The sequence below is a fragment of the Salegentibacter mishustinae genome (genome assembly GCF_002900095.1).
GTDB classification, from domain to species: Bacteria; Bacteroidota; Bacteroidia; order Flavobacteriales; family Flavobacteriaceae; genus Salegentibacter; species Salegentibacter mishustinae.
Genome location: NZ_LLKN01000002.1, coordinates 2295928 through 2315447 on the forward strand (window position 1 = coordinate 2295928; position 19520 = coordinate 2315447).

The 19520-nt window shown below is 36.0% G+C and carries 10 protein-coding genes; 4 read left to right on the forward strand and 6 right to left on the reverse strand.

Annotated features, from left to right (window positions below; all coding sequences use genetic code 11):
* Nucleotides 1–37: 37 nt before the first annotated feature.
* Nucleotides 38–6517 (reverse strand): HYR domain-containing protein, encoded by a 6480-nt coding sequence (locus APB85_RS13175; RefSeq protein ID WP_103294469.1) that lies wholly within the window; start codon nucleotides 6515–6517, stop codon nucleotides 38–40.
* 235 nt (nucleotides 6518–6752) lie between these two features.
* Entirely contained in the window at nucleotides 6753–7916 is a 1164-nt protein-coding gene (locus APB85_RS13180; protein ID WP_057481892.1) for a helix-turn-helix domain-containing protein, read from the reverse strand.
* A 1207-nt stretch (nucleotides 7917–9123) separates the two neighbouring features.
* On the opposite strand from APB85_RS13180, the gene ggt reads away from it, so the two are divergent.
* On the forward strand, nucleotides 9124–10824 hold the full coding sequence (gene ggt / locus APB85_RS13185; RefSeq protein WP_057481893.1) for a gamma-glutamyltransferase: 1701 nt from the start codon (nucleotides 9124–9126) through the stop codon (nucleotides 10822–10824).
* Between the two features lie 101 nt (nucleotides 10825–10925).
* Nucleotides 10926–13796 carry a TonB-dependent receptor gene (locus tag APB85_RS13190; RefSeq protein ID WP_057482321.1) on the forward strand — a complete coding sequence of 957 codons (2871 nt, stop codon included), beginning with the start codon at nucleotides 10926–10928 and terminating at the stop codon, nucleotides 13794–13796.
* A gap of 157 nt (nucleotides 13797–13953) precedes the next feature.
* Here the strand turns inward: APB85_RS13190 and APB85_RS13195 are convergent, their stop codons facing one another.
* The 4 genes from APB85_RS13195 to APB85_RS13210 all read right to left on the reverse strand — a co-directional run bounded on the left by APB85_RS13195 (nucleotide 13954) and on the right by APB85_RS13210 (nucleotide 17333).
* The gene (locus APB85_RS13195) at nucleotides 13954–14721 is read right to left on the reverse strand and encodes a DUF6090 family protein (RefSeq protein WP_057481894.1); all 768 of its coding nucleotides are present in this window, start codon (nucleotides 14719–14721) and stop codon (nucleotides 13954–13956) included.
* Nucleotides 14722–14725: 4 nt separating this feature from the next.
* Nucleotides 14726–15349, reverse strand: a complete 624-nt coding sequence (locus APB85_RS13200) for a DUF4386 domain-containing protein (RefSeq protein ID WP_057481895.1) — start codon at nucleotides 15347–15349, stop codon at nucleotides 14726–14728.
* A gap of 113 nt (nucleotides 15350–15462) precedes the next feature.
* Nucleotides 15463–16497, reverse strand: coding sequence for a serine hydrolase domain-containing protein (locus tag APB85_RS13205; protein WP_057481896.1), 1035 nt, complete (start codon nucleotides 16495–16497; stop codon nucleotides 15463–15465).
* 71 nt (nucleotides 16498–16568) lie between these two features.
* Nucleotides 16569–17333, reverse strand: a complete 765-nt coding sequence (locus APB85_RS13210; protein WP_057481897.1) for a DUF6090 family protein — start codon at nucleotides 17331–17333, stop codon at nucleotides 16569–16571.
* 1871 nt (nucleotides 17334–19204) lie between these two features.
* Between APB85_RS13210 and APB85_RS17690 the strand changes: the two genes are divergently transcribed.
* Together APB85_RS17690 and APB85_RS17695 are read left to right on the forward strand one after the other, a co-directional pair.
* Nucleotides 19205–19306, forward strand: coding sequence for a BfmA/BtgA family mobilization protein (locus APB85_RS17690; protein WP_373295146.1), 102 nt, complete (start codon nucleotides 19205–19207; stop codon nucleotides 19304–19306).
* Between the two features lie 35 nt (nucleotides 19307–19341).
* Nucleotides 19342–19503 (forward strand): hypothetical protein, encoded by a 162-nt coding sequence (locus tag APB85_RS17695; protein WP_394365276.1) that lies wholly within the window; start codon nucleotides 19342–19344, stop codon nucleotides 19501–19503.
* The last annotated feature ends 17 nt before the right edge of the window (nucleotides 19504–19520 follow it).

The following is a 19520-nucleotide window of genomic DNA, read 5'->3' on the forward strand; positions in this document are numbered from 1 at the left end:
AATCATTAAAGTAAATTTCAACAAACACAAAGTGACCTTATTTTATAATGAATTTGAGTGATTTACGAATATTTTTAGTTTCAATTTTAAGAATATACACTCCCATTTCAAGATTGTAAGGTAAAGCTATGCTTGTACTCTTGTTATTCGATTTCATTTGCTTAATAAGCATTCCATTAAGATTGTGTATCGAAAGGTTCATGCTCTCGAGTTCATCCTTAGGGAAATCTGCTAAAAGCTCCATAGTCCCACCAGAACTTACCGGGTTTGGTGCTAAAGCAACATTTAAAGAACTCCTTAACTGAATCGCGGAGGTACAAGTTCTTAAAAACTCTCCATCTTCGGTTTCCAATACTACATAGTAAGAACTATCAGCATCCAACTGGTCATCGGTATTATCACCTGCAGAATAATATTGACCATTGCCAATCACAGAACCATCTTTATACCAACGATAACCTACAAAATTGTACCCACCATTAGTTTCCGGGTTATTATTAACCAGTAACACATTATTAAACTTCTGAATCACAATATCCTCGAAATTGAAATTCTTCTCTACGGTTATATGATATGTCTTGGTTGAATTTCCATCTTCAGAAGTTACTATTACGGTCTCCTTATAGATTCCAGGTGCCGGTGTACTCATTGTAAAGGTATTATCGTGATCTATTGTTGAGCCTTGATTCTGTTCAAGTTCAATTTGAACCTCATTTTCAGAATTTCCGCAACCAATGAGATAGTAGATATCTACACTAGGATTAGCATAAGTAGTTCCATTAATAACCGCATTAACTAATCGAGCTTCACTGCCATTAATATTAAGCGTTCTAACAACAGAGGTAGCAGCTTCATAATTTTGATTTCCTGGCTGGGTAGCCGTAATGGTGATTTGCCCCCCGCCTAGAATTCTTACAAATCCTCGAGGACCAACTGTAGCTGCAGGATCTTCTGTCTCATAGGTATACGAATACATTACCGGTAAGCCGGAAGTTGAAGTTGCATCTAATTGTAAATATTCATCTGTTAATTGATCTAAAGCTTCAATTTCATTAAAAGTGATGCTTTGCGATGCTTTTTCAATTAGCATATTGGCAGTTAGTACCAGATCTTCATATCCAGGCCTGCTCACTGTAGCAGTAACAGTGTAAGTACCTGCATTAGTTTTCCCGTTATTAGTATACGATACCGTAGCATCTTCGGGAAGACCGGCTACAAAAATATTGTGCTCGCTTCCATTATAAACAAAGGGCTCGGTATTACCTTCAAAAGTTACCCCCGTAATCTCAACCTTCTCAATTACTAAAGACACTTCTTTTGTAGTCGCAAGGTAATTCTCAGTTTCTACGGAAGTTATATTAATCTCATAAGTTCCAGGCTCAGTAAAACCTTCCTGAGGAGAATAACTCAACTCAGTTTCCGAGTGATTTAAACTTGCAATAACGTGCTTTTGAGTACCATCATAAGTAAACATTTGTGTAGCATCTGCCGTAATCATTGTCTCTGCTTTTAAAATAGTAAGGGTAGCAGTCAACTCAGTATTCGGGCAAGTTTCGAATTCTGAAGAAAGATTTGCTGTTACTGTATAAACCCCTGCATTTACAGCTCCGTTTTCAGTTCCTGTTTCAGAAGAAATAGTGTAATCAACAGAAGCACCTGCAGGAAGATTTTTTACTTCCAAGGTATGTTCACTTCCATCATACACAAAACTTGCATCCTCAAAAGTTACCGCATTTAACGGTGAGGGCTCTACAATCACTTTTTGCGTTTGCATAGCGGTATTTCCGTTTCCATCATCAAAATTCCAGGTAATCGTATAAGATCCAGGTTGATTAAAAGTTAACGGATCTAAAGTTGTCGCAGTCAATACTCCGCAATTATCTGTAGCTGTTGGAGCAGTAATCCTTCCGGCTACAACTTCACATTTCACTATTACATCATCAAGTTCAGCAACATCAGGAACAGGAGCTACATTATCTTCTACGATTACCGTAGCAGTTGCTGAAGATTCATTCCCATTTACATCAATTACCGTTAGGGTAACTGTTACAGGATTATCGACATCAGTACAGCTAAATTCAGTAATATCCAAACTTATCGTGTCGATCTCACAATTATCGGAAGAACCCTTATTGATATCTTCAGGAGTAATTGTTGCTTCGCCGTTTTCATTTAATTGCACGGTGATATTTTGCGTCACAACAGTTGGGTCTACATTATCTTCTACCGTTACCGTAGCGGTTGATGAAGATTCATTCCCATTTACGTCAATTACCGTTAGGGTAACTGTTACAGGATTATCGACATCAGCACAGTCAAAGCTGGTAATATCCAAACTCATCGTATCGATCTCACAATTATCGGAAGAGCCGTTATCGATATCTTCCGGAGTAATTGAAGCCATTCCATTAGCATCAAGCTGAACCGTGATAGGTTGAGTTTCAACTACAGGAGCTACGTTGTCTTCTACGGTTACCAAAGCAGTTGATGAAGATTCATTACCATTTATATCAATTACTGTTAGAGTAACTGTTACAGGAATATCGACATCTACGCAGCTAAATTCTGTGATATTCAAACTCATCGTATCGATCTCACAATTATCGGAAGAGCCGTTATCGATATCTTCCGGAGTAATAGAAACCACTCCATTAGCATCAAGCTGAACCGTGATAGATTGCGTTTTAACTATAGGAGCTACATTGTCTTCCACAATTACCGTAGCGGTTGCTGAAGATTCATTCCCATTTACATCAATTACCGTTAGGGTAATGGTTACAGGATTATCCACATCAGCACAGTCAAAGCTGGTAATATCCAAACTCATCGTGTCGATCTCACAGTTATCTAAAGAGCCGTTATCGATATCTTCCGGAGTAATTGAAGCCACTCCATTAGCATCAAGCTGAACCGTGATAGGTTGAGTTTCCACAATAGGAGCTACCTTGTCTTCTACGGTTACCAAAGCAGTTGATGAAGATTCATTCCCATTTACATCAATTACCGTTAGGGTAACGGTTACAGGATTATCGACATCAGCACAGTCAAAGCTGGTAATATCCAAACTCATCGTGTCGATCTCACAGTTATCGGAAGAACCATTATCGATATCTTCAGGAGTAATTGAAGCCACTCCATTGGCATCAAGCTGAACCGTGATAGGTTGAGTTTCCACTATAGGTTCTACATTGTCTTCTACGGTTACCGTTGCAGTTGCTGAAGATTCATTCCCGTTTACGTCTATTACCGTTAAAGTAACAGTTACCGGATTATCTACATCAGCACAGTCAAAGCTGGTAATATCTAAACTCATCGTGTCGAGCTCACAATTATCGGAAGAACCGTTATCGATATCTTCAGGAGTGATTGAAGCTACTCCATTGGCATCAAGCTGAACTGTGATAGGTTGAGTTTCTACTACAGGAGCTACATTGTCTTCTACGGTTACCGTTGCAGTTGCTGAAGATTTATTCCCGTTTACATCGGCTACTGTTAAAGTAACTGTTACAGGATTATCTACATCAGCACAGTCAAAGCTGGTAATATCTAAACTCATCGCGTCGATCTCACAATTATCGGAAGAACCGTTATCGATATCTGACGGAGTAATTGAAGCTACTCCATTGGCATCAAGCTGAACCGTGATAGGTTGAGTTTCTACTACAGGAACTACATTGTCTTCTACGGTTACCGTTGCAGTTGCTGAAGATTCATTCCCGTTTACATCTATTACCGTTAAAGTAACAGTTACCGGATTATCTACATCAGCACAGTCAAAGCTGGTAATATCTAAACTCATCGTGTCGAGCTCACAATTATCGGAAGAACCGTTATCGATATCTTCAGGAGTAATTGAAGCTACTCCATTGGCATCAAGCTGAACCGTGATAGGTTGAGTTTCTACTACAGGAGCTATTTCATCTATTACAGTAACGGTTACGATGGTAAAACTTGTGTTTCCTGAAGGATCCTCAGCGAACAAGGTTACATTATTTTCACCTACCTGCTCACAATGAAAAGTGCTAAAGCCAACAGCTAAATCAAAATCACAATTGTCATAGGTGCCATTATCAACCATATCAGGGGTTAAAAATGCCATTCCATTTTCATTCAAGCGCAACTCTATATCTTTTCCTTTTACTACAGGAGCTTCATCATCTAAAGCGGTGAAGTTAAAAGTTTCAGTTGACGATACGTTTTTAGAATCAGTAACTGTAATAGTAATTCCTGTAGTTGCCTGGATTCCTTCAAGAGGAACTATGGTTACATCATAATTAGTTCCATTATGTGCAACACTAATATTTGCATCAGTCACTAAGCTTTGATTATCTGAAGTAGCTGTTACATTTAGGTTTTGATGGGTGTCTTCAGCATCTGTTATGTCAACAGTAAAACTGTATGATTCTGAAGGACAGTTCTCTATATCTTCAATTTCAGAAATTTGAGGAGCGGTATTTAATTCAATAATTTTTGTCCCTGAAAATTCAAAGCAAGATTCATCTCCTGATAGACCACCGTATTCTACAATGTAACCCATAGAACTATTACCTCCATTCAAGTCATTCCATAAGCCTCCATTTTGATAATATATCTGAAGAGCATGCTCAGAGCCCCCAGAATTGTTCGGCTCTCCATTATTCCAATTTTCAAATTGACCATTTACGCTTTGAGAACCATTTGAAAATTGAGTTGCGGCTTCGGGTCCGGTAATCCAATACCATTTTCCTTCCGCTTCCATTTGATTATTATAAACGGTATTTCCTGTTGCCAAATTTATTTCAGAAAAACTATCTGATCCTCCTATCCAACCATCACCCGATAGTTTAGTGCGAATAAATTCATTTTCGGTAGCTGAAGTAGCCGTTGCTAAATAGCCCTGAAGACCATTTAGTGTTTTTGTTGCAGCATCAGCCTTGGCCTGACTCCAGGTAAATGATCCGCTTACATATTCATAATAATGATCATTATCTGAGTTAGACACTCCTCCGCCAATATTAAATATGATTTCTCTTTGAAGCGTACTGCTGTTAGTAGTGCTGAACTGGACATTCTGAAAAATGTCCTGTAGTTCCTGAGGAGCTATTGTTCCAGAAATGGTTAAAACTCCGGTTGAGGAATTATAACTACTAGTTACACCAGGGGGCAAAGTAAAACCTGTTGGTAACCCCAACACATCTCCGAACTGAAAGTTATTATTCACAGAAATAATTGCTCCATCAACATTATCCGTTAAATTGATTTGTAAGCTTGCATCCACTACAGCAAAATCCTGTGATGTAGAAAATATAGTATTTCCATCACTTGGCTGCACAAGAGGATCTGGTTCTTCTATCGCGATACTAGCGTTTTTGGTAGTCTTATTTCCAGAAGCATCTTCTACTGTCACAGCTATTTGCAGATTTCCTATATCAGCGCAACTAAAGCTAAAATTAGCCGGTGAAATAGTATAACTACAGTTATCGCCTACAGAAGTAATAAAATCTGATACAGGAACCGTCAGGCCATTAATAGAAGTAAGTTTCTTTGTTAAATTTTCTAAGCTTAAAGTTGGAAACTCATTGTCTGTAACTGTAACTGTAAAAGAGTTTGATGTGCTATTCGTTCCATCGGAAACCTTGTAAGTTACTAAAGTTTCACCCACTGGGAAAGTAGCACCACTTGCTAAACCGTTCTCTAAAGTAATGGTAGGATTAGCTTCGCAATTATCGGTAGCTTGAGGAGTATTGTAATTCACCACTGCCCCGCACACCCCAGAGTCCACATCCGCCATAATATTGGTTGGGAAACTTGTAAAGGTTGGAGCATCATTGTCGCTAACATTAACCTGAAAAGTATTAGTACTTGTATTGTTACTTGGTTGTCCAGTATTGTCAGTAGCTGTTACTGTAACTGTAGTACTTCCCAGACCAAATTGGTAAGTTTGAGGATCAATACTTACTCCAGAGATAGCATAAGTTACTGTTGGATTATCATCGCAGTTATCAATGACAGAAACATTAGAAAAAGAACCTGCTATATATTTACAGTCACTCTGGTTTGTACCTACATTCAAATCATTGGCAGTAATAGTAGGAGCCGATTGATCTTGAAATGTTTGTGTTACGGAATAACCATATAAGCCGGGACATTCCGCGGCAGTTTCAGCTGGTGGTGCGCCAACAAATTCTATTGTAACCTCTTCATTACATTTAGCTGGATAAAAATCATAATACACCCAGTCGTTATAATTATTTGCAGAACTACAAGTAGCATGGTCGTTAGGTGAACCTTGTAACGGTAAAGAACCAAATCCTGTATTATTATAGTAGCCAGAAGCAGAGATGTTTTCCTGTCCATTACCCTGGTCCACAATTATATAAAAACTACTTAATTGACTTTGGCTTACATCGCTATGCCAATGTTCCAGCCAAAAACGTATGGTACCGTCATCCCTAAGTTCCCAGAAGGTTTGAGTAGCGTGGGCATATCCCATAACGCTAATTTGCATGAAAGCAATAAATAGTAAAAGTCTTTTCATAAAAGAGTAAATTAAGGATAGTTATAAATTATAATTGACCAATTATGTGGTTTAAATTGATTTTATAGCAGTCCTTTTAAAGCACTAAAAAGCTTCTACAATTGAATTTAGCCCCACTTAATTCGTGAAGCAAAAAAAAAACTAAAAAAAAGTTAAAGCGTCTAAAATCAGAAGGAATGAGTGCTCAAATTCGATTTGGATACGTGTTATTTTAAGAAAAAAAGGGGTGAGAAAATTATTTGCACACTAAAGCGTATTCGCTTGGACTAACATCTAAATTGCTTTTAAAGATCTTACTAAAAGAAGTTCTACTGGTAAAACCACACTCTTGAGCTAAGGCCTCTATGGTATTGTTCTGGAGATAACCATTAGCAATTAGATTTCTGGCGTGATCCATTCGTAAACTATTTTTATAGGCCGTAAAACTCATTTCATATTGTTGCTTGAGAAAGTAAGAAATATGATGAGAAGGCATATTCAATTCCCTCGCACATTCTGTAAGGCTAAAATTTTGATTTAGGTAAGCCTTACTATTTTTTAAGTTTTCTAATTTTAAGTTTACTTCTTGTTCATCAAGACCAAATTTTAGGACCTCAGTTTCATTTCTTGTTTTAACTTCTTCAACAGGTTTTACTTTTTGCTGTGGGTAACCATAAAGAATACTTGGAAAATAAATTGGAATTATACCAATTAGAAAGAGTGCTATATAGAGAAAGAAAGTAATGATACCACCATTTTCGCCTAATAATATTAAGGAACCAAAAATATTAACGAGCATCATTTTTTCCAGCGCATAAATAATAGCAAGCACCGCCATTATCATTAGAATCCCCCAGAAAATCAACAGCCATTTATTGAGAATACTCTTTAATTCATCATTGTCTCCGTTTTTAATGAAGAATTTTATCTCAGGAAAAAGCACTATTAATACCCCTAATTGCCAAAGGTGTCGCATGAGCAAATGTTGATCCAGGCTTAGCAGCCAGTATTGTACATTAAGCCTGGTTTCGGGGGTAGTAATAGCTTCGGAAATAATGTTATTATAGAAAGCTTCCGGTTGAAGATATACATAAGCAACGTCAATAAGCCCTATTAAGAATGGAATAAAAAGAATTAATTCGGCCTTATTCCATTTTAACTGATCTGTTAATACAACCTTGAAATAATAATAAATTGGAATAAAAATCAGGTGATATAAAAGCAAGGGCCAAAGAAAGAACCATTTAAAATGCTGTAAATAGCCGCCATCTATAATATAAGCTTGCAGGGCATAAACCGATAACACAAAATAAAAACCACCTAAAATACTAGTTGCCAGAGTATTGGTAGATTTTTTAAAAAATAACGTAGTAGATAAAACGAAACCGAAAATGGCCGCGAGAAACAATATTAAAATCATTAAATTTTAAATTAATTTTTCGGTATTAAGATCCAATTATCTTTATATATAGAATAAAGTTTTACAGGATGATCGTGATACCTGCCGGTCAAATTATTTTTTAGGATTTATTTAACAACAAATATAAAAAGATATCTAATATGTTGAGAGTGCTTTGAAGAAATAATTATAACAAATGAAATTATAGAATATTCAGTTCTCTAAAATTTCGGCACTAGCTGATTAATATATAATTATCAAACTGAAATACTTGATAGCTTTTAGATTCCAAATTGTGATTACATTGATTTCTTATAAAACCCCGAATTTTGAAACAATTTTTAGGTATAATTTTTAAACATCTGTTTATTGAACATCAAATCAACTTACACTAAATTAATAAATAGTTTGACCAAAAAAACGTTGGAAGCTTAATTACCCAAGCCATTGTATAATGGCATTCGGTTTATTGTATTTTCTCACCTTGCTAGTGATAGTACACATTGGTAGCCAGAGAAAAACTGCATACTTTTTTTATCACTTTCAAAGTTTATTTTCCAAGGCATTCCCCAAGTTTCCGATTAACTGTAACTGATTTCGTAGCTTTCTCATAGTTAAAAAATTTAGATACCTGCTTTTCTTTGCAGGTTGTTTAAACATTGATTTACTTATTCAATCCGGAGCGCTTTTCTTTTTTGATGCTGATACATTTTCAATATTTAGAATTAGGGAAGGTTTATAAAAACGGAGGGACGACTGGCTTATGCAACCTGGACTAACTTCTAAATATTAGTATTTTGCATTACAAAAGGTAGGGATAGCTACAGCTAAAGGGGAATTAGTGAATTGAATAAGAGTTCTTAGAAGTTATGTTCACCTATTTTCAGGGAAGTCTTTCAAATTAAACCAATACAGAATATAGTGGCGATGTGTTATTACTAATAATAAAACATTTTCATTCCTATCCAATCAATCACGTTGAGCAAAAGAAAGTATGAGAAATAGATATATCTTTAATTAAGATTAAATCATATTATAAATGGTTTATTAAAAATAAATCAATCTTTTAGTTGGAGAAAAATAATAAATACCTGCTTTATTTTCCCTAAGCTATACAGGTTTAAAATTTTAATTCAATACTAAACTCGTGGTCCTTAGTTATGGTTAAGGCTTGCGTTTTTAAAGAAGTCGATTACTTTTGTTTGTCTTACTTAAAATTCAATATTCTATGAAAGCATACTTTCTAATCTTTTTTTCCCTTCTTATATTTTCATGTAAGAAATCAGAAAAACCAATAAATGATACGAATACAAACCTGGGGCCAACGGCCGATAGCGCCATGGTGGTTTCTGCCCGTGAAGAAGCTTCTTCCATAGGGCTTTCTATTTTGCAAAAAGGTGGTAATGCCTTTGATGCTATGGTGGCTACCGAGATGGCTTTAGCGGTTTCCTATCCTTTTGCCGGAAATTTAGGAGGCGGCGGCTTTATGGTTTATAGAAAAGCAGATGGTGAAACCGGTTCCTTAGATTACCGGGAGAAAGCGCCGCTACTGGCAACTAAAACCATGTATCAGGATGAAGAAGGAAATGTGATACCAGAAAAAAGTATATATGGGTCTCTTGCAGTAGGCGTTCCCGGCACTGTGGCCGGTATTTTTGCAACTCACGAAAAATTTGGTTCCATGCCGATAGAAGAAATTTTAGAACCGGTTATTGCTTTGGCTAAAAGAGGTTTTGTGGTTACCGAAAATCAAAAAAATACCCTGGCAAATTACAGGGAGCAGTTTCTAAAGGAAAATAAAGATACTATCATTTTTGCAAAAACATATCAGGCCGGTGATACTATTAAAAATCTTCAGCTGGCTAAGACCTTAGAGCGTATTATGCAAAATGGGAAAGAAGAATTTTACGGGGGAGAAACCGGACAGAAAATGATAGCATATCTTCAGGAAAGAGGCGGTATTATGAGTATGAAAGACCTAAAGGAATATCAAACTCATTGGCGTGATCCTATAGAAGTAAACTATAAAGACTTAACGATTATTTCTATGCCTCCGCCATCAAGTGGTGGAATTGTATTAGGTCAAATCTTAAAGATGCTGGAACCTTATCCTTTAGATGAATTTGGCCATAATTCGGTTGAAAGCATACAGGTTTTAACTGAAGCTGAGCGAAGAGCTTATGCTGATAGAAGCTTTTACCTGGGCGATCCAGATTTTGTAGATATTCCCGCTGACACTTTACTAAGTGACGCTTACCTTTCTTCCCGAATGGATGATTTTAGTTTTGATCAGGCCACTCCCTCTTCCAGTATAAGTTATGGCGAACTTCCCGGTTATGAAAGTGATGAAACCACGCATTATTCCATAGTAGACCAATTTGGAAATGCCATTGCGGTAACCACCACTTTAAATGGAGCTTATGGATCTAAAATGTATATAGAAGAACTTGGTTTCTTTCTGAATAATGAAATGAACGATTTCAGCTCTAAACCTGGGGTACCTAATATGTTTGGGCTTATTGGTGCAGAGGCTAATTCTATAGAACCTGGAAAGAAAATGCTAAGTTCTATGACTCCTACCATCGTAGAGAAAAATGGTGAATTATGGATCACGCTCGGATCACCGGGGGGTTCTACCATTATTACTTCTGTTTTACAAACCATTCTGAATGTAAAAGAATTTGGGATGAGTATGCAGGAAGCGGTAGATGCCCCTCGTTTTCACCACCAATGGTTACCTGATGAAATTCTTTTTGAACCTAAAGGTTTTGAAGCGCACATCCTGGATTCCTTAGAACAAAAAGGGTATCATATAAACGAAGGAGAATCCAGGATTATTGGAAAAGTAGACGCTATAAAAGTTCTGCCTAATGGTCGTTTAGAAGGCGGTGCTGATAAAAGAGGAGACGATTCTGCTAAAGGTTATTGAGCGAAAACGATTGAAAGTGTTAAAATACAGAATTGTAATTCATTGTTAATCAGTTTTTAAGGCTAATTACATACCTTTATTAACTAAAATATTGAATTATGATGAAAAATTACTTCCTAATCTGTTTTCTATTTCTGGGAACACTTGCTTTTTCACAAGAACAGGAAATTAGCGGAACAGTTGTAGATGATCAATCCCAACCTTTACCGGGCGTATCGGTTGCGATTAAAGGAACTAACCAGGGAACTGTTACCGATTTTGATGGAAAGTATTCCATTGATGCTTCCCTTGGGCAAACATTAGTTTTTACTTTTGTAGGTTTTGATGCCCGGGAAGTAAAAATAGACCAAACGACCATAGATGTTCAAATGGTTGCCGGTACCGCTTTGGGAGAAGTGGTTTTAGTGGGTTCCAGAAGCCGAAGCCGAACCGTAACAGAATCTGCTGTACCGGTAGATGTGCTGGATATTCAGGAAATACAAACTGCAGTACCGCAGGTTAATCTTAACCAAATGCTTAATTATGTAGCCCCTTCATTTTCTTCCAATACACAAACTATTGCTGATGGAACAGACCATATTGACCCTGCTTCTTTAAGAGGTCTTGGTCCAGACCAGGTATTAGTGCTCATAAATGGCAAAAGGCGGCATAATTCTTCTTTAATAAATGTAAATGGATCTTTTGGTCGTGGAAGTGTAGGAACCGATCTAAATGCAATTCCCGCTGCGGCTATTCAACGGATTGAAGTTTTAAGAGATGGTGCAGCTGCACAATATGGATCTGATGCCATTGCCGGGGTTATTAACATAGTTTTGAACGAAGAAGTCGGAGAGCTAAACCTGAATGTAACTTCAGGAGCAAATTTCTCGAAAAACGCTAACAAACAAACAGGTGGAATAGATGGCGAAACTGTAAACGTTGCAGCAAGTTATGGAATTGATCTTGGTGATAATGGAGGGTTTGTAAATTTCTCAGGGGACTTTGATTATCGAGAGCCTTATAACCGAATGGCCGAATGGGAAGGTTCCATTTTTAATGCATATAACGCCATAGAACGCGTAGGATTAAATAATGGTGCAGATATTTCTAATTTAAGCAATAGCCAAATTCAGCAATTTGCACAGCAGGTTACTTATTTTGATTCTGAATTTCAAAATCAGATCGCTACAGCGGAAGACAGGTCTACCTTACAGGATCTACTTGGTATGGATGTAACCGAAGCCGAATTGGATGCACGTGGGCAGCAGCGAAGTGACTATAATATGCGGGTTGGACAATCGGCTCTTCGGGGCGGACGTTTTTTTGCTAACCTTTCGCTTCCGCTAGATGAAAATGGAACCGAACTATATTCTTTTGCTGGAATTAGTTCAAGAAGAGGAGAATCTGCAGGATTCTACCGGTTACCTAATCAAAGCCGAACCTATACTCCTATTTATATTGATGGATTTCTTCCGCGTATAAATTCAAAAATCAAAGATCAATCCCTGGCAGTTGGGATTAAGGGAATGGTTGGTGACTGGAGTGTTGATTTCAGTAATACTTTCGGAAAAAACAGGTTTGATTATTTAATTTCAAATACCTCCAATGCTTCTTTAGAAGGAGCTTCTGCAACCAGCTTCGATGCCGGAGGATTTTCATTTGCCCAGAACACCACCAACCTCGATGTTTCTCAATTTTATGAAAATGTATTTGAAGGTCTTAACATAGCTTTTGGTGCAGAACATCGCTGGGAAAAATATGAGATCACGGCAGGAGAAAGAGCCTCTTATGAGCAGTATACCGAAGACGGCCAGGTAATCACAAGTGCCGATCAAATTCCAGCACAGGATTTCTTCGGAAATTCAAGGGCAGGAGGTTCTCAGGTTTTTCCGGGATTTAGTCCGCAAAACGAAGTTTCCCGGGAACGAAGCAGTGTCGCAGGTTATTTTGATATAGAAGCCGATTTCACCGATAAATTTCTATTAACTTTTGCTTCCCGATTTGAGAACTATTCAGATTTTGGTTCTACTTTAAATTTTAAGCTGGCCTCCCGCTACAAACTTAGTGAGAATGTAAATATTAGAGCTGCGGCTAACACTGGTTTTAGAGCTCCTTCCCTACACCAACTTAATTTTAATTCTACCTCTACCATTTTTAATGATGAAGGTGTTCCGGTAGAAGTGGGAACATTCTCTAACGATAGCCGTGCAGCACAATTGTTGGGCATCCCAGAATTAAAAGAAGAAACTTCCAGGAGTGTAAGTGTTGGGATAACCGCAAAAATCCCTGAAGCAAACCTCTCTTTTACCGTAGATGGTTATTTTGTAGCTATAGATGATAGGGTTGTTTATACTGGCCAGTTTAGGGGTCCCGGGACAGGTACAGAATTAGACCAGTTGCTATCCCAGGCTAATGCCACAGCAGCTGCATTTTTTGCAAACGCTATAGATACAGAATCAAAAGGGATAGATGCGGTAATTACCCATAATACTGTTCTGGGTGAAAACCTTCGTTTGAAATCAGATCTTGCTGCTACTTTTTCTAAAACACAACAAGTTGGAGATATCCAGGCTTCTCCAGAATTGGAGCGAGCAGGTTTAGTAGATACGTATTTCCCAGAAGACAGCCGTATATATTTAGAAGAAGCGGTGCCAAGAACAAAACTTAACTTAAGCAATAGTCTTATCGCCGGAAAATTCAATTTTTTCCTTAGAAATGTTTACTTCGGAAAAGTGACTGAAGCGGTTTCAGACCCAACCCGTCAACAGGTTTTTGATGGCAAAGTGATAACCGATCTTTCTGTAGGGTTTAAAGCAACTGATGCCTTAACCTTAACACTTGGATCTAATAACATCTTTGATATCTACCCTGAAGCAGCAGATCCTGCTTTTGACAACCGTAGCAGCGGAAGGTTCGATTGGTCTCGAAGCGCACAGCAGTTTGGTTTTTCAGGAAGGTTTCTATTCGCCAGGTTAAGTATTAACCTTCAATAAATGAGACTTTAAAAAAATCTAACACTCCATATATGGGAGTGTTAGGTTTTTTTTATAACTGGAATAATAGCATCTAAAATAATCTATATTTTGATTCTAAGAATACAATCCTATACTGGGCATACGAATTAAAACAGAATATTACCAGAATTGATTTTCATTCTTTTATTTCTTTTCTGATCAAATGTAAAATAGATTCCAGGTCTTGCATCGTAGGTAAGTAATGTGCCCGCTCGGTCGCGTAACTTGTGAAAATAAACATCAGAATATTGTTTTCAAATGCTGTAGAGTTTAATAAATGTAAATTGCTAATCTCATTTTCACTTTGAGGTAAACCGATCTGATCATACACGCTTGTTTGTTCTAAAATTGTTCTAAGACTGCTCTTATCTGTTCTGAACATGTCCAGGACCTTTTCCCTTTGAACACTTAATTCCTTCTCCTGTCTTGAAATATCTTCCATGGTAGACAGCCAGTTAGTTAGTTGCCTCCTTAATTCAGTATTCGAAAGGTTCTTAAGATTACCGGAATTGATCATTTCATTCAGGAGTGAATTATTTGGATTAAATGCGATATCATTAGAGAAAGTATTATACAAAAGATTTGAAAACACTACTTCAGTTGGAGTTTCATTTTTATAGGTTATGTATTGCAATATTTTCCTGGAATTATTAGCATTGCTTTTATTTACTGCGATCAATTCTTTTAACTTCATTCTACTGGTTTCAAATTCTTGTTCTAAACCAAGTAAATATGTGTGTTCATAATTTTTGTTTATTCGGTTTTGATTAGCATTATTGATCGCCAGCGCTATCAAAATCCCAATTACCACCAGGATGATCTCTCCCAGGGCATAGAATAAGTATTTGGTGAACTTTTTCTCTGACAATAAATTCAACCTGATCTTTCTGAAAAATCTTATCATCCTTTTAAATTTCAGTGGAATTCTTACCTCCTTTTAATATGAGCCAAATGGCAAACGACATTTCGCCAATAATACTGGGAATAGCGACCAGTATTAAAAATGTGGATTGATAATCGCTATAATTAGAAATTAAAAAATGTGCAGTAGTATCAAGCATATACATTATTCCTGCAAGCGTAAGAAAAATTGCAATAATCAATGGTTTCTTGATAATTATGCCTAAAAGGATCAGGTGTATTCCGAAAAAGAATAAACCAATTAGCCAGATGGTATTAAAAATATCAACTTGTCTTAAAATTTCAGTTTCTGTGGTAGATTTTAGTGCAATTGGAAGCGCAAATATGGCTACACCCATAATGGCAGCATGCATCATCCTGAAAAATATACTTAAACCGGTCCAGAGATTTCTTTGATATAACTTGTAAAGCCCCCAGGCAACTACGACGTCAAATACAACAGTGATCAGGAATGCCAGTATGCCAAATCTGACTATTAAAGCGCTATTCTGAACGGTTTCAAGAGGCGATTCAATGATAGCTTCAAGAACAAAAAAATTGGCGAATATGGCAGCAAAAAAAATTATCCAATAACTTAAACCGGTAATTATTGATAATCTTCTTGCTTCCATTTCAACATATTAAATTTTAAAAATTCCCTAAGTCTAGCATTGAGAAAAGAAATTAAACTATTGCAGTATAGCATCTTACCTAATAAAATTAATATATTTTTTTAAATTTTCGACTATTCTTTTTTCTTCACTATTTTCACAATTCTATTATAAATAATTTCCGCTAAATTCCAGTCATATCCATTGAAATTAGTTGTATTATTAAATTGTATAACAACTGTATCAATATCTTCGTGGTATTCCGCTATACTTTGATAACCAGGGATTAGTCCTGTATGATTGTAAACGTAAACAGAGGAATAAATTTCCTGTTCTCCTTCCTTAAACACCGAACCATCGTTTAATGATCTTATAAAAATACCCACATCCTCTGCTGTTGCCAGCATTAGACCTGTATCTTCAAACTTAAAATCTTGATCAATTCCAACATAATAGCCACTCATAACCTTATCGATATCCACTTCTTGAAGCGAACCAAAAGTGTTTTTTAATCCTAGAGGTATCAAAATTTCTTCTTTGATAAATTGTTGATTTGAGTATCCCAGTGTTTTATCAATTAGATCTTCGATCAACATATAGTTAGTATTGGAGTATCCATAATCTTCTCCAGGTTCAAAATTAGCCGGTAAATCTAATGCGTATTCAAGTGTTTCCTGTCTACTTTCTGGAGGTTCTATCCAGAAGTCGGGATGATCTACAAAATTTGGAATACCACTCCTATGTTGCAACATCATTCTCAAAGTTATTTCTTCTGAATTTTCAATTCTTCCTGCAAGTTCTGGAAAGTAATCAGCGAGTGTTTTATCCAAAGACAAACGTTCTGCTTTGACTAATTTTGCGGTAGCCACAGCAACATAGAGCTTGGTAATGCTAGCGATTTTAAACAAGGCTTGCGGATAGGCAGGTATTTTCTCCTCTCGATTGTGCCAGCCTGCCGCATAAAATTCCGGAGGTTTTCCTGCATGGTCCACATACACGATCATTCCATCAAATCCATGATCAATTCCTTCTTCCAGTTGCTCCTGTACTGTATTAGGAAGCGGTAAAATCCAGGCTTTTACTAAAATCCAGGGAACAAACCATAAAGAGGATATACTTGCAACTATTAATACTATTCTAAGTATTCGTTTTACTCTTTTTTTAGCCATGCCATTCGATAATTACTCCTTAAACTTTGCTATGATTTACTAAATAGGTTTTCGAATGCAAAATAAGAAAGTTAATCCTTGGTTTGTGCATCTATTTCATTTAGTACCCCCTGACCTACTTTTTTTAGTTGACTATACTGATAAACCATAGTTTCTAACTGAAAGGCGGCTAAGCTAATAACATTTCGGTAAGGAGCAGATGCAGTATATTCTGAAAAGACCTGGTAATACTCAGATTGGGGTGTAGCTCTTATTTTGAGGGAGTCCTGGGGAAGGAAAGCTGAAGCCAGAATTAAAGAGGTATCGAATTGGGTAGAAAGATAGGTCTCCTGATTTACTACGTAGTCGTTATAACTTTTTTCATTCTCCGCTATGTCCTCTATAATACTGTGGTAGTTGATCAAAAGAGAATCTAAAGGGGTATTATTGATCTTTCCAAAATAGGCTGAATTTTTTAATGCTTCATATCCGCCGGTATTAGGTTTGAAGTAATAATCTGCAAAGGCAACGCCGCAAGACATCAATAAAAGTAAGTCCTCATCTTCTGTTTTATCTAATATGCGTATTCGAGCCTTTTTACATTGTGTGGCTGTTTGTGTTCTATACTTAGATAATGTATCTAGAATGCGCAGATCTTCCAAGGTATGAACTTTTATTTTGCCTAAATACTCATTTAAGGCCAGGTTATCTTTCCTGGTCTGGTTCCAATTGTTGATTTGTAAGGCAATTAAGATCCCAATAACAAGAAGTACTATTTCGCCAATCGCATAAAGAAAATACTTGCTATACTTATTTTTTGTAAGTAGTCTTTGGCGAATATTTCTAAAGATTTTCATTACCAATAAATTAATGGTTAGTATAAATTTAAGACTTCTTTTTGATTTAGGCTTAGAATCATCTACCTAATATACTGACAATTAAAGCATAGACCTATGAATTTAAAAAATCGTATTCCTAGAATATACTCATCAAGAAGGAATTGGAATGAACGTTTAAATTTTAAAGATTTTTAAGTTTAGATATTCCTATATGTTCTTCAAAGTAAATTCCTATATATAGGACATTCACGTAAAAATTGGTTAAGTAAACTATCGCATATATGATAATATCCGTTCAGCGCATTTCCACTACATTTCGCAAAAGCTTCATTTCGGTAAAGACGTTTCACTACTATGGTCCTGGACACCTTCGCAAATTTCAACTTTTATTGCGCTAGTTCGATGAAAAATCGGAACACTCCATTAAAGTTCGAAATTTTTCGAGGAAGTCCGCCAGATTGAATTTCTTAATATAATTCTATTTTCTGCTCCTTGCCTATTCTTCCAATTGCCTATCCGAAGAACTACCGGACATCACTTACGCTATTTTAAGATTAATATCAACCATTAATTTAAGCTCATTTCTTAAATTAATACAGAAGTAAAAACGACTATAGCCTCTACATTAATCAAAAGAATACCGTCAAATTTAAAGCAGTTGAATCTTTTCTATATTAATAGGCAATTAGCAAAAACCTGCATTTCCCATATTGGTAAATTTCTCTCCACCTGGTACAATTCGCCCCACTTAAAAAAAATCGTAAATTATTATATAAGAATTTAAATAACTGTAAATAAGAAACATACACTCTTACTTAATAAGTATCTTTAAATACAGGTATATAATTTGGACTTAGCATTATACGTTTTCCATAAGAGTTATTATGCAATTAAAAATATATAAAATACTGGCTCTATGCATCCTGCTTGCACTGGGCTCATCTTTATACCTGCACAAGAATTTTTACTATTCGATTTGGCTAGACAATCAGCTTACTATATTATTCCTACTCTTTACTTTTATATTTACCCTAGTATTGATTACAAAAATTAAAAATTTCTAAGCATCCAGGTTTTTAAGTGTGTAAATAAAATTCATATTTTAAGGGTTACCATACCCATCATTCTTTACATTCTGCTTCCTGCTCCTTCTCTACTCTTCCATTTCCTTATATATAATATTCCCGGCCTTTACTGCCTTTACCTTTTTCTGTAATGCAAAATACCAAGATTTAAAAGTTAGTCCGGACTGCATAAAGCCGGTTGCTTTGCTCCCTTTTTATAAGTCCTCCCTAATTCTAAACCTTGAAAATGGATCAGCATCAGAAAAAGGTAACAGTGAAGGCTCTGCGGGAAGTAAATCTAATATCGACAAAATGAAATCATACAAAATCCATAAAAAGGAATCGGAATTAAAAAATCGAAAAAGGAAAACGCTCAGGATACAATAAGTAAATCACTTCAAAAAAGCTCAAAAAGCAATTATGAAGTAATAAAATATAAAATCGAGCTAAACCATAGTTTATATAAATCTCAATTATTTGATTATTTTTCTATATTAAACTTTAAAGATTTTCTTTTCAAATCATAAAAAACAGAATTCAGTTTTTAACATTTAAAAGGCTATTAAATTCATTTTAATAGTCAACTTTTTTGTCCCTGCGGGACGAAAAGGTAGAGCAAGAGGGTAACGGGCAGAGCCCCGTTAAGAACTACCTTTTAAAATACAAATAACTGTTTATTAGTTACTTAAACAATTTTATTCAAGGGTTCAATTTAAAAAGAAGTTGTTTTATTACTAAAAACCTTTGAAAACCATTGAGAAATGGCAGAAATATTACTAAAAAATGGATGAAGAATATAGAAAAGACTAGTTCGAGACTCTTAAGATCAAGACTTCCGTAGCCAAAAAATTTAGACAGTTCAGCAGGTCTTTATCTAAATCTCAATCAATGACACTATTATCGATGGTTGATTTTTTTTTGAAATGAATAGTATTTCGTCCACTGAAATGATGGGTCTAAAAATGGAGACTCTGGAAAACCTTATCAAAAAAAGAATTAATGCAGTGTTCGCAATAACCAGGGATATGGAAAAGAATAAAGTAAACCCCACTTTAGCTGTTTTAGAATCTCTAATATTCCATTCACAAATATTTAAAATATTAGCTTTGCAAAGCAAAAATTAATTGTCTTAAGTAAATAT

Bases quoted from the DNA above. Each gene is read 5' to 3' on its own strand.
- APB85_RS13195 (WP_057481894.1), bottom strand. From the start codon at position 14,721: ATGATAAGATTTTTCAGAAAGATCAGGTTGAATTTATTGTCAGAGAAA.
- APB85_RS13175 (WP_103294469.1), bottom strand. From the start codon at position 6,517: ATGAAAAGACTTTTACTATTTATTGCTTTCATGCAAATTAGCGTTATG.
- ggt (WP_057481893.1), top strand. From the start codon at position 9,124: ATGAAAGCATACTTTCTAATCTTTTTTTCCCTTCTTATATTTTCATGT.
- APB85_RS13210 (WP_057481897.1), bottom strand. From the start codon at position 17,333: ATGAAAATCTTTAGAAATATTCGCCAAAGACTACTTACAAAAAATAAG.
- APB85_RS13180 (WP_057481892.1), bottom strand. From the start codon at position 7,916: ATGATTTTAATATTGTTTCTCGCGGCCATTTTCGGTTTCGTTTTATCT.
- APB85_RS13205 (WP_057481896.1), bottom strand. From the start codon at position 16,497: ATGGCTAAAAAAAGAGTAAAACGAATACTTAGAATAGTATTAATAGTT.
- APB85_RS13200 (WP_057481895.1), bottom strand. From the start codon at position 15,349: ATGGAAGCAAGAAGATTATCAATAATTACCGGTTTAAGTTATTGGATA.
- APB85_RS17695 (WP_394365276.1), top strand. From the start codon at position 19,342: ATGGAGACTCTGGAAAACCTTATCAAAAAAAGAATTAATGCAGTGTTC.
- APB85_RS13190 (WP_057482321.1), top strand. From the start codon at position 10,926: ATGAAAAATTACTTCCTAATCTGTTTTCTATTTCTGGGAACACTTGCT.